This is a genomic window from Bacillus sp. FSL K6-6038 (assembly GCF_038050455.1).
Classification (GTDB): Bacteria; Bacillota; Bacilli; order Bacillales; family Bacillaceae_G; genus Bacillus_A; species Bacillus_A pseudomycoides.
The window spans coordinates 2,522,280-2,534,213 of the sequence record NZ_JBBOUH010000001.1; the positions used below are offsets into that span (position 1 = coordinate 2,522,280).

Here is an 11,934-nt window from a genome sequence, read left to right on the forward strand (position 1 = left end):
GGGAAAACATTGAAACAAGCCGTTTGGTTTCCAACAGAAGAATATAAAGATAAAACACGTCTATATGGGTGGATGAAATCGCTTGGCTATGAAGATTATGAAGCATTTTATAACAAGTCAATTGAAGAAACTGGATGGTTTTGGGGAGAAGCGGAACGTGCAGTTGGCTATCAATGGATGAAGCCGTATACAGAAGTATTAGATTTAGAAAACGGTACACCATTCGCTCAGTGGTACACTGAGGGAACGTGTAATGTAGTAGAATCTGCTTTATCTCGTTGGCTTGCAGATGAAGAAATAAAACAACAACCTGCTCTCATGTACGAAGGGGAAAACGGAACAACAAAATCATTTACATATGAAGAGCTCGATAGCTGGGTGAGCCGAGTTGCAAATGGACTAAAGCATTCCGGAATTGAGAAAGGTGATCGCGTAACGATTTATATGCCAATGATTCCTGAAACAGTTGTTGCCATGCTGGCAGTAATGAAAATAGGTGCGATTATTTCTCCGATTTTCTCAGGATTTGCTTCTGATGCAGTCATGACGCGTGTACAGGCAGCAGGATCCAAAATGATTATTACAGCGGATGGATTCTCGCGCCGTGGTAAAAACGTTTCATTAAAAGATGAGGTAGATAAAGCGTGCGAACATTGTCCATCTGTTGAGAAGGTTGTAATTGTACGTCATGCTGGAAATGATTTTACACCTCATAATTATGATCTTTCATGGAGCGTTTTAGAAAAAGAAAAACCACTTACACATGCTGAAGAAATGAAAAGTGATGACCCGCTTATGCTCATTTATACATCTGGGACGACTGGTAAGCCAAAAGGAACAGTACACACGCACGCTGGATTTCCTCTGAAATCTGCATTTGATGCAGGGTTTGGTATGAATATTAAGCAAGGTGATCGTGTATTATGGGTTACTGATATGGGCTGGATGATGGGACCGTTCTTATTATTTGGTTCACTTATTAATGGTGCAACAATGGTAATGTATGAAGGTGTTCCAGATTATCCGGAAGCAGATCGATTATGGGAAACGGTTGATCGATATCAAATTACGCATCTTGGGATTTCACCAACATTAATTCGAGCATTGATGGCAAAAGGTGATGAGTATGTAAAGAAACATTCCCTAGCAAGTTTAGAAGTTTTTGCATCAACAGGTGAACCTTGGAATCCTGACCCTTGGATGTGGCTTTTTGAAACAGTTGGTAAAGGGAATGTGCCAATTTGTAATTATTCAGGTGGAACAGAAATTTCTGGTGGGATCTTTGGAAACGTTTTAGTTAAACCAATTGCACCGATTAGTTTCAATGCATCTTTACCTGGAATGGCAGCTGTTGTATTAGATGAACAAGGTAATCCAATTCGTGATGAAGTTGGAGAATTATGTTTAGAAAAACCATGGGTCGGAATGACAAAAAGCTTCTGGGGAGATGACGAGCGCTACGTTAATACGTATTGGTCACGTTTTGAAAATAAGTGGGTGCACGGTGATTGGGTAATCTATGACGGAGAGCAATATATCATTACAGGACGTTCTGATGATACATTAAATATTGCCGGGAAGCGTATTGGACCAGCGGAATACGAATCAATTCTTGTAAAGCATCATGATGTAATAGAAGCAGCAGCAATTGGTGTACCAGATGAAGTAAAAGGCGAAGTTTGTCACTGCTTCATTGTTTTACGTGAAGGAACTATATTTACACATGAATTAAAGATAGAGTTATTAAATTTAGTAAACTCTCACATTGGAAAAGCGTTATGTCCAAAGGATATTCATGTTGTAGAAGACTTACCGAAAACACGCAATTCTAAAGTAATGAGACGAGTAATTAAAGCAGCTTACTTAGGGAGAGAATTGGGAGATTTATCTTCACTTGTAAATCCGGAAGTTGTCTCTTATATTCAGGGATTACAATCTAGTCAAATATAAAACAAAACATGAGCCCCGTATAAAAGGGGCTCATGTCTTGTTTTATGATGGATAGATTTTTTGTATTGAGAATCTCCTTTAATATGAATGAAAAGCACATACATTATCTATGCCAAATTGAAATAAAGATTAATGTTGTAGTTCCTTTGCCGAATAATTCATGTATAAGTCTATAAATATGGGAATTGTTCATCTATAAAACTAAAGTTTTATAGAAAAAGTTTCATAAATTTTTTGCTGTCCTAATGAAGTTATGTGTATTGCTCTTGATTGTTCGAACTTAGTAATCCAATTTTGTTCTAACATTCGTACCAGAATTGCATTTCCCAGTGCACCTGCAATATGGTGTTGTCTCTCGGTCCAATCTAAACAACATCTGGAGAATGCACGTCTTTTATTGTGTAATCGTTCTAAGTTCACACCGAAATCTGAAAAAAATGCTTCACCGACTTTTGTTACTGCAAATTCAGTATCCTTTTTTATTAATATTTGTTTATTTAATAAAGCATTTGTAATCTCAACTCCTAATTTTCCTGCTAAATGATCATAGCATGTTCTTGCATATTGAATTTCTTTATTTTCTTTTGCTTGTTTAAAAGATCGAATTGGTTCGCAGGGGGCAATGTATAATAGCTTTTCTAGTGATTCTGCTAGCTCATGATTTGCCAATTTGTAATAACGATGTCTGCCATGCTTTTCTACTTCAACAATTTGTGCCTCATATAATTTATTGAGATGAAAACTGGCTGTTTGTGGTTTGATTTTTGCAACATATGCTAATTCAGTAGCGGGATGGGCGCGTCCATCCATAAGGTGAACCAAGATGGTTGCTCGTGATGTATCACTAATTAAGGAAGCGATTTTCGCTATATTTTCATTCATCCTCTTCACTCCTTTTTTACATCCATATTTCGATGATAATGGAAGTCTTTATGTTTTACAATACAGATAAAGAATCAAAATTAGGAGTGATAATATGAATTCGGAAATAAGTAAACTATTATGCAAAGAGATACAGCCAAAGATTTTATATTATGGAATGCCAATTTATTTATTATCAACATTAAATGAAGATGGGACAACAAATATCAGTCCAATGTCTTCTTCATGGGCATTAGGAAAATATATGATTTTAGGCATTGGTTTGGGAGGGAAATCGGTTGGAAATCTTGAAAGGAGTAGAGAATGTGTTATTAATTTCCCTTCTGCATTGCAGTGGAAACAAGTAGAAAAAATCGCACCCTATACTGGAGTAGAACATGTCCCAGTTTATAAACAAGAAATGGGGTATACATATCAAAAAGATAAATTTACAATGGCTGGTTTTACACCATTGGATTCACAGTCAGTAAAGCCACAACGTATTAAAGAATGCCCACTACAAATCGAAGCAAACGTAAAACAAATTAGGATTCCAGAATATGATCCTTTCTTTGCAATTGTTGAAACCGAGGTTGTTCATGTACATGCGCATGAAGAGATAATAAAAGGGGAAAACCATATTGATCCGCAAAAATGGAGTCCGTTATTTTATAATTTTAGACATTATTTTTCAATAGGAGAAGAGTTAGGGAAGAATTATCGAGCTTGAAATCTTAAAAGGAGTCAGGGGAAATGATCAAACTTGAGTATTTTGAAAGAAACAATTTTAAGCAACTTATAGATTGGATTGATTCGGAAGAGTTTTTATTACAATGGGGCGGTCCGGCATTTTCATACCCATTACAGAACAAACAATTAGAGAAGTATATAGCGAATGCAAATTATGAAAATGCAAATGTATTTGTTTATAAAGTGATAGATCAAGAAACGAAAAAGGTTATTGGGCATATTTCACTTGGGGAAATTGACCGAATAAATAAATCTGCAAGAATTGGGAAAGTTTTGGTTGGTGATACAAGTATGAGGGGAAAATCTATTGGGAAAAAGATGATGGAAGCAGTGCTCAATGTTGCATTTGTACAATTAAAATTACATAGAGTCTCTCTCGGAGTGTTCGATTTTAATTCAGCTGCTATTACATGCTATGAAAAAGTGGGATTTGTAAAAGAAGGGTTATTAAGAGATGCGAGGAAAATAGGAGATGAATATTGGAATTTGTGGGAAATGAGTATTTTGGAATATGAATGGTTTAATAGAATGTAACTAAAATTTATCTTAAAATGATATGATGTAACTGATGGAGAAGATATTAAACTAATTGGAAAAATTATAAAAATCTAATTTGGTTTCTTTTAAGTGCTCAGGTATAAAATTATAGCTATTTATCTTTCAAACGAATACTCTATTGATATGTTCTTGGATAGCGCTCTTTATACAAAATAGTACTATAAAATAAAAGAATTTTCTGTATAATTAATATAATGGTATTAACTGGGTACATACTAAAAAGGAGCGATATTTAGTGGAAACTTTATTTCGATACAATTGGCAAGTAAGAGATCAATGGTTTGAATGGTGTAAACAGCTTTCGGAAGAAGATTTACTCTGTAAACGTGTTGGAGGAGTAGGGAGTATTTTAGAAACTTTATTTCATATTGTAGATGTAGAGTATAGCTGGATACGTGCGCTTCAAGGGAAAGCAGATTTCGAACTGAAGTTTGAAGATTATAGAACGCTAGAAAAAGTGAAGCAGCTTTCTGATTCCTTTCGAACTAAAATGGAAGACTTTACACAAACATGGTCAAGTAATTTAGAGAATAAAATATTAACAGCCTCATGGACTGATGAGACGTTCAAATATGGCGAGGTTCTACGTCATGTGATTGCTCATGAGATCCATCATATTGGTCAATTATCTATTTGGGCAAGACAATTGAATCTTCAGCCTGTGTCAGCAAATTTAATTAGAAGAGGTTTAATGAAAGAAGCTGGGAATTCTATTTTGTAAAAATCTATAAAGTGGTGGTTGTTTTGAAAAGTATTATACCTAATAAAATTCATATCATTGGTTCTGTTGGAAGTGGAAAAACAACCTTAGCAAGAGCATTATCTTATCAATTAAATATTCCTTATTATGAGCTAGATAATGTTGTTTGGAGAAGGACTAAAAATGGAGATATAAGAAATACACCTAAGGAAAGAGATGAACAACTTTACAATATTGTAAATTCAAATGCTTGGATTGTTGAAGGTGCCCATCATAAATGGGTATCGCAAAGCTTTCAAAAAGCAGATTTAATCATATTCTTAGATGTAAGTGTAGTGAAGAGGATAGTCAGAATAATAAAAAGATTTATTTTGCAGTTACTTAACCTGGAAAAGGCTAACTATAAGCCCACATTTAAAATGTTAATGAAAATGTTTAAGTGGACGAATGATTTTGAAAAAGATAGTAAATCAGAAATTTTGAGGATGTTAAAACAGCATGAGGAGAAATTGATTATTCTGAAAGATAATACAGAGATGAAAGTATCGAGAGTAGGATTGTCACGCTTAAATTGAGACATTTTAATCGGAAAAGTTGTGATTTAAATGAAGATATAAAGCGAAAACACCAAGATATTAGATGTGAGTCCTATACCTTGGTGTTTTTTTGAAAAAGTACATACATTAAGAAAAAACTTTTTGTTTTATAGACTTCAATCATTTCAAAAATAGTAAGGCTTTGTTCATAGTACAACTTGAATAAGCAACGGCGTAATAAGTCGGTTGTAAATATAGTAAGAAAATGAATTGATAAATAAGGTTTACATAGGAGAGATATGATATGGATAGAAATGGTTGTTTTGTCGGAACAGATGGTGAACAAGATGTTAAGTTTTCGATTATCATACCTGCACACAATGAAGAAAAATATATTGGTAGATGTCTTGATTCCATTGTGGTTGCATCCGAATTTTATAAAAATCAAATCGAGGTAATTGTTGTATTAAATCGTTGTAGTGATTGCACAGAAGAAATTGCACAATCTTATCATTGTATAACTTTACAAGATGAGAATAAGAACCTATCTAAAATTAGAAATGCTGGGGCGAAAATAGCTCGAGGAGAAATCATTGTTACAATTGATGCTGATAGCTGGATGAGTGAGAATATGTTAAGAGAAATAGATAAGCATTTAAAAACTGGAAAATATATAGGAGGGGGAGTAAAAGGGAAATTTGAACGTATTTCATTAGGAATTATTGTTTCAGGATTATTGTTAATTATTCCTCTCATTTTCAAATATGGATTCGTTTCTGTCGGAATGTTTTGGTGTTATAGAAAGGATTTTGAAGCAATTGGTGGTTTTAATGAGGATTTATTAATGGCTGAAGATGCGGAATTTGCAATGCGTTTAAAAAAATACGGTAAGATCCATGGAAAAGGCTTTACTACCATTAAAAAAGCTTATATGACAACATCTTGTAGAAAATTTGATGAGCATGGTGATTGGACTTTAGTAAAGAGACCTCAAATTATTTTGGCATATTTAAAGGGAACAAATAAAAAGTATGCAGATGAATTATACTATGAAAAGAAAAAAGGGAAATAAGGAAAACCGACTTTTTTAGAAAATACAAGCCGGTTTTTTTATGTGAAAGAGGCTTTTTAGTTAAAAATCCTCTGAATCTTTTTTTCGTATATGTACGAATAGTGAAATGGCAATAATAGCAAAAATTATTATTGTTTGTAAAAATAGATTTTTAAACTGAAGCAGAGATATCCACGATATCAAATAATCCTTAACAGATTGAAGAGATGGAAGGTGAGTAGGCTCGGAACCATAAGTAAATAGTTTTTTTGCTTCGATAAAAGCACTATTTTCTCCATTTGCCTTCATTACAATCGAAATAAACCTCTTGTTTCCTTGTTTTGCTGTACTAGCAAAACTATATCCAGCAGGATTTGAAAAGCTAGTTTGTAAACCATCGACTCCTTTGAATTTTATTTTACTATCAAGTGAATACAACATTTTATTTGTATTGAAAACATGTATATCTTTGAAGGTGAATTGATAAGAAGTTAATTGGGTGATTTCTAATATCATAGGATAATCCGTTATTAAATGCTGGGCTAGTTTCGAGGCATCTAAGGCTGTTATTTTAGATTCTTCTTGTTTATTTATTACGCCGGTTGCATTTGCAAAATACGTTTTATTAGATAGTCCTAATTGTGTCGCTTTTTCATTCATTAAATTCGTAAAGTCTTGTTCGTTTTTTGAAATATGTTCTGCTAAAAATACGGCCGCACTATTATCAGATGCAAGAACCATTGCATGAAACAAATCTCGAATCGTTATTTGATCTTCAAAAGTTATATCGATATTATTTCCTTCCATTTGAATGGAAGAATTACTTATTTTTACACGATCATCCCACTTGATTTTTCCTTTTTGTATTTGTTCTAACACAATATACTCTGTCATCATTTTTGATAAACTTGCTGAGGAGAAAGGGGTATCTTCATTTTTTTTATATACAATCTCTTCTGATGTTGCATCTATTAAAATAGCTGATTTCGCTTTAATTAAAGGTCCGTTTACATAGAAATAAAAATAAAAAACAAGAATTGCAGTAATAAGAAAAGACAATATAAGAAGCATCAAATTCTTAAAATGTTGCATAAGCTATCCTCCTTGTATATCGATATTACTAGTGTAAAAATTAATCTTTAACTAGGAGGAAAGAAAAGGTAAAGAATTTCTAAAGAATTATAAGGAATATATAAATTTTGGATAATTATGGTCATCATGAGGAAATAAACATGTATTTTCACTCACATTTAAACATAAAGAAGATTTAGTAGTAGAGGACAGGAATGAATTAGTAATGGATAAATTAAGAATTCTTAAAGAGTAAATTTTTTCAATTTATTTAACGTAGAAGTAAATTATGAAGTGGAAGTAACAGTTAGAGGTGGAGAATTTTCTTAAGTACAGTGGGAGAAAGTAAAGAATCATTTGGAATTATTGGAAAAAAATCAACTTTCGCAGGTACAAACTGTTATTTAATACAATCTACTTAAATAAACAAACTGATTCCAAATCAGTTTGTTTATTTCTCACTATTCTTTAGTCCCTAAAACATCTGTATTTGGAGGCTCATAACCCATCTGGCGTGCCATAGTTACAATCCCTGTGAAATGCGTACATTCTAGGTTTTTATTTTTTATATTGATAGTGATAAGTTGATAGATCGGAAATAAAACCCCATGGAATTTTTCCATGGGGTTTATCAATCAATACAACAAAATCACTATTATATTTAGAATATAGTACTTTTCTTGTTCTAATAGGTGATTTTTTTAGTGGATTTTTAGTTGTTGAGATAAATGCTTTTTATTGCTTATATGAAAGAAGCTTCACAGTAAATGTTGTTTGTTCAGTATCGCTATATACCTCAATCGTTCCATCGTGAATCTCCACAATACTTTTTGCAATCGCTAATCCAAGGCCTGATCCTCCCGTGTATGCAGAACGGGATTTTTCAACACGATAGAAGCGTTCAAAAATATGTGCTAAATCTGTACTTGGGATAGGCTGTCCGTAATTTGTAATATCGATTACAATCATGTTTCCGTCTTGATAAGCTGTTATATCAATAAATTTCCCATCATTACCATACGTTATAGCATTCATAATTAAGTTCTCAAATACACGTACTAATTTATCTCCATCAGCAAGGACCATAAGTTTTTCTGGTGGAAATGAAAGTCTACACTCAATATTGGCTTCCTGGAATTGCATACGAAATTGAACAGATAGTTGACCAAGTAGTTCAATTATATCAATAAGTACAGTATTTAGTTGTAACTCGTTATTTTGAACACGCGTATACTCAAATAAGTCATTCATTAGCATGTTTAATCGATTTACTTTGTCATAAATAACTTGAATATAATGACGTAATTCTACTTCATCTCTGTAATTATCATGATGTATGAGATTAACATAGCCAACTATGGATGTTAGCGGTGTCCGTAAGTCATGTGATACATTTGTGATGAGTTCACTTTTGGCTTGTTCAGTTTGACGTTCTTCTTCAATTGAAACTTTTAACTGCTCTACAATGTGATTGACACCAGTTGCTAAGTCTTCTAAATAATTATGTTGTAAAATAGATACTTTATGATTAAAATTACCATCCGCAATATAACGAATTTCGTCAATCATTTGCTTTATGCATACTTCATAATATAGTTTTTTTTCGTGACGATAGAAAATATAAACATAGAATGAAAAAATTGAGAATAAAAACAGATAGGATCCCATCATTGTCCAAAGAGACTCCTTTAATCCCATATACTTTTCGTAGCCGACGATTCTGACAAATTCTCCACTTAATGCCGTTAATGTAAGGGAACTGTCAATTACACTCGTAACAAGACGGGATATGACAACCTCGGTAATTGGTGTAAGCAAAATAGATATTAAAAGCCAAAAAACAATTTTCCATTTCGGAATGACTTTTAATATGTCAAATGTCTCATTTCTCAATTTTATAACCTACTCCCCAAACAGTATGGATGAGTTTTTCACCATTCGTTCCTGTTTCAAGTTTTTCTCTTAGGTTACTAATATGAACCATTACAGTTTTATTGGAACCATAACCATCCTCATTCCAAACTCGTTCAAATATTTCCTCTGAACTAAATACTCTACCAGTATTGCTGGCAAGTAAATATAAGATATCAAACTCAATAGATGTAAGTTTAATATACTCTCCATTCACTTTCACAGTATGATTATGTTTATGTATTTCAACAGAGCGGATGCGAATAATACCATCATCATTAAGTGATGTAACTTGTTGGAATGAAGATCTACGTAATAGCGCTTTAACTCTAGCAATTAATTCTAATGGATTAAAGGGCTTAATCATATAATCATCTGCACCTGTCATAAGACCTAGGATTTTATCCATATCTTCGGCTTTTGCACTTAGCATAAGAATAGGTACCGTATTTTCTTCTCTAACTTGCTGGCAAACTTCTAGTCCATTTCGTTTTGGCATCATAATATCTAATATCATAAGGTCAATCTGATGAAGTGAGAGCATGTGTAACGCTTCATCACCATCATATGCTTTATAAATGCTGTAGCCTTCATTTCGTAAATAAACGGCTAGTAATTCTACAATTTCTTTATCATCATCAATAATTAAAATGTTTCTTTCCATCATATACTTAATTCCTTTCTTTGCATTCCCTCATCATTAATATAATAACAAACATTTAGGCATTTGGGAGTTAAGATCATACATAAAATTTCATGTAACGTATTGAAAAAAATAAAAAAATACATCACGAATAAAAACAACAGGATAATTTGTTTCCTTATGATATGTTGAAACAAAGTTTTATTGAGGAGAAAGTAACGTGTTACATAAAAAAATATATACATTTGAACCCAGTGGAGCTTGGAAAAGTGATATAAAAAAGTTTTTATTAGATTGGGATTTGAAATATAAAATAAGTGGAATTTGAATTATTTAAAAGGAATAATAGATTAGAAAGGATCTAGAAGAGGATGTGAAGTACTTACGAAGAATAAAGAATTAATAAGGTATTTACATAAAAAGTGGATTCCATGTTATGAGCGAAAAAACATTGGTGAATTATTCAAATGAAAATAGGGGGAAGTGAAAAGTGTAATGAAACGTATTGCAATTGTATCCGCATGGGAACCAGAGCTTACATACTTGTATCAGTATTATCCAAGCCATCGTGTAGAAAAACGAGCTGCTTGGGAATTTCATTTTCATTCTATAAATGAATTAGAAATAATCTCTGTAATTACTGGTGTTGGAAAAGTGAACTGTGCTAGTTGCGTACAGTTACTAATAAGTGAATTTAAGCCTGAACAGTTATTTATGACAGGCATTTGCGGAAGTTTATCTGAGAAAGTAAAAAATGGTCATATTGTTGTTGCACTTAACACACTACAGCATGATGTAACCGCTGCGGGAACAGGAACGGATAGTTTCGATTTATATACTGGTAGAGCAGCTCCTATTGAAACAACGAAATACCTTGTAAGACAAATAAAAAAAGTGCGTGCTTATGATCCAGTACATTTTGGAACTTTCATATCCGGAGATCAGCGTATTCGCAGTACGGAAATGAGATATTTACTACATACTGTATATGGTGCAATAGCTGTTGATCAAGAAATAGCTGCTTTTGCATACGTATGTCATGTGAATAAAAAGCCTTTTCTTTGTTTGAAAGCAGCTTCAGATCAGGCAAATGATAAAACTGTAGAGGAACAAAAGGTGTTTAAAATGTTAGCCTGTGAGAGAGCATGTGAATATTTAATTGCGTTTTTACGCGTTTACGAATTAACTACATCTCATCAATAATACGATGTATAAATCTATATCCTTTAAAAGGAGCCTAACTTTAGTCATGAAAATAATAAATAAAGTAGCAATTATCGGTGCAAACGGAAAGGCTGGTAAATACCTTATAACTCAAGCACTACAAGAAGGATACTTTGTACGTATTCTCACACGAAATCCACAAATATTTAAAATATCGCATAAATATTTGGAAGTTGTAAAAGGAGATGCTCGCGATATTTCTGCAATACGTCGATTACTACAAGGCTGCAAGGTTGTTATTAATGCAGTGGGGAAACCTAAAAAAGAATCATATATATTTAGTACGGTGACAAATCATATTTTAAAAGTAATGGAAGAATACAGAATTAAGCGATATATTCTTGTTTCTGGAGGATCATTGGATGTACAAGGAGATCAAAAGAGTATATTAAATAAACTAGGGGCAATGTTATTTCGTGTGTTTCTTTCGAATATGATGAAAGATAAGTATAAGGAATACAAGTGATACAAAATAGCAATGTGGATTGGACTATTGTGCGGTTACCTTTTGTTGTAGACGGACAAGGGAGTGGTAAAATCAAAGAGAGTATCAGAGATTTACCAGGGATTAAGATTCAAAATGGAGATATTGCGCCGTTTGTTATAAAGCAAATTAATGATGAAATGTATAGCAGAAAATGTCCATTTATTTCAAATTAGTGGGAAAGGTAGATGAAAA

At 32.9% G+C, this 11,934-nt stretch carries 11 protein-coding genes and 1 pseudogene; 8 read left to right on the forward strand and 4 right to left on the reverse strand.

The genetic code is table 11. From position 1 onward, the window contains the following. Window positions 1-9 precede the first annotated feature (9 nt). Complete coding sequence (locus NSQ40_RS12980; protein ID WP_003207216.1) at window positions 10-1,950, forward strand: AMP-binding protein; 1,941 nt, start codon at window positions 10-12, stop codon at window positions 1,948-1,950. 201 nt (window positions 1,951-2,151) lie between these two features. Here NSQ40_RS12980 and NSQ40_RS12985 read toward each other — a convergent pair whose 3' ends face one another. Beyond that, window positions 2,152-2,832 carry an ArsR/SmtB family transcription factor gene (locus NSQ40_RS12985; protein WP_003207215.1) on the reverse strand — a complete coding sequence of 227 codons (681 nt, stop codon included), beginning with the start codon at window positions 2,830-2,832 and terminating at the stop codon, window positions 2,152-2,154. 94 nt (window positions 2,833-2,926) lie between these two features. On the opposite strand from NSQ40_RS12985, the gene NSQ40_RS12990 reads away from it, so the two are divergent. The 5 genes from NSQ40_RS12990 to NSQ40_RS13010 all read left to right on the forward strand — a co-directional run bounded on the left by NSQ40_RS12990 (window position 2,927) and on the right by NSQ40_RS13010 (window position 6,427). Continuing rightward, entirely contained in the window at window positions 2,927-3,541 is a 615-nt protein-coding gene (locus NSQ40_RS12990) for a flavin reductase family protein (RefSeq protein WP_018765918.1), read from the forward strand. 23 nt (window positions 3,542-3,564) lie between these two features. After that, a complete protein-coding gene (locus NSQ40_RS12995; protein ID WP_003207213.1) occupies window positions 3,565-4,095 on the forward strand; it encodes a GNAT family N-acetyltransferase in 531 nt (176 codons plus the stop codon). 259 nt (window positions 4,096-4,354) lie between these two features. Continuing rightward, window positions 4,355-4,840 (forward strand): DinB family protein, encoded by a 486-nt coding sequence (locus NSQ40_RS13000; RefSeq protein WP_003197807.1) that lies wholly within the window; start codon window positions 4,355-4,357, stop codon window positions 4,838-4,840. 23 nt (window positions 4,841-4,863) lie between these two features. Continuing rightward, the gene (locus NSQ40_RS13005) at window positions 4,864-5,394 is read left to right on the forward strand and encodes a shikimate kinase (RefSeq protein WP_018765920.1); all 531 of its coding nucleotides are present in this window, start codon (window positions 4,864-4,866) and stop codon (window positions 5,392-5,394) included. 265 nt (window positions 5,395-5,659) lie between these two features. Beyond that, the gene (locus NSQ40_RS13010; protein ID WP_003207211.1) at window positions 5,660-6,427 is read left to right on the forward strand and encodes a glycosyltransferase; all 768 of its coding nucleotides are present in this window, start codon (window positions 5,660-5,662) and stop codon (window positions 6,425-6,427) included. 60 nt (window positions 6,428-6,487) lie between these two features. Here the strand turns inward: NSQ40_RS13010 and NSQ40_RS13015 are convergent, their stop codons facing one another. From NSQ40_RS13015 to NSQ40_RS13025, 3 genes are all read right to left on the reverse strand, one after another. Then, window positions 6,488-7,498: a D-alanyl-D-alanine carboxypeptidase family protein gene (locus NSQ40_RS13015; protein ID WP_033796163.1), complete on the reverse strand. Its 1,011-nt coding sequence runs from the start codon at window positions 7,496-7,498 to the stop codon at window positions 6,488-6,490. Window positions 7,499-8,212: 714 nt separating this feature from the next. Beyond that, window positions 8,213-9,370, reverse strand: a complete 1,158-nt coding sequence (locus tag NSQ40_RS13020) for a sensor histidine kinase (RefSeq protein ID WP_018780494.1) — start codon at window positions 9,368-9,370, stop codon at window positions 8,213-8,215. Then, window positions 9,360-10,052, reverse strand: coding sequence for a response regulator transcription factor (locus NSQ40_RS13025; RefSeq protein ID WP_026008582.1), 693 nt, complete (start codon window positions 10,050-10,052; stop codon window positions 9,360-9,362). The genes NSQ40_RS13020 and NSQ40_RS13025 overlap by 11 nt, the downstream gene beginning before the upstream one ends. 474 nt (window positions 10,053-10,526) lie before the next feature. On the opposite strand from NSQ40_RS13025, the gene mtnN reads away from it, so the two are divergent. Both mtnN and NSQ40_RS13040 read left to right on the forward strand, forming a co-directional pair. Further along, window positions 10,527-11,234, forward strand: a complete 708-nt coding sequence (mtnN, locus tag NSQ40_RS13035; RefSeq protein ID WP_018765925.1) for a 5'-methylthioadenosine/S-adenosylhomocysteine nucleosidase — start codon at window positions 10,527-10,529, stop codon at window positions 11,232-11,234. 46 nt (window positions 11,235-11,280) lie between these two features. Further along, window positions 11,281-11,915, forward strand: a pseudogene (locus tag NSQ40_RS13040) (SDR family oxidoreductase). The last annotated feature ends 19 nt before the right edge of the window (window positions 11,916-11,934 follow it).

What these genes read in the sequence shown, in the direction of transcription:
- NSQ40_RS12985 (WP_003207215.1), bottom strand. Translation starts at nt 2,832, where the DNA reads ATGAATGAAAATATAGCGAAAATCGCTTCCTTAATTAGTGATACATCA.
- NSQ40_RS12990 (WP_018765918.1), top strand. Translation starts at nt 2,927, where the DNA reads ATGAATTCGGAAATAAGTAAACTATTATGCAAAGAGATACAGCCAAAG.
- NSQ40_RS12995 (WP_003207213.1), top strand. Translation starts at nt 3,565, where the DNA reads ATGATCAAACTTGAGTATTTTGAAAGAAACAATTTTAAGCAACTTATA.
- NSQ40_RS13010 (WP_003207211.1), top strand. Translation starts at nt 5,660, where the DNA reads ATGGATAGAAATGGTTGTTTTGTCGGAACAGATGGTGAACAAGATGTT.
- NSQ40_RS13015 (WP_033796163.1), bottom strand. Translation starts at nt 7,498, where the DNA reads ATGCAACATTTTAAGAATTTGATGCTTCTTATATTGTCTTTTCTTATT.
- NSQ40_RS13025 (WP_026008582.1), bottom strand. Translation starts at nt 10,052, where the DNA reads ATGGAAAGAAACATTTTAATTATTGATGATGATAAAGAAATTGTAGAA.
- mtnN (WP_018765925.1), top strand. Translation starts at nt 10,527, where the DNA reads ATGAAACGTATTGCAATTGTATCCGCATGGGAACCAGAGCTTACATAC.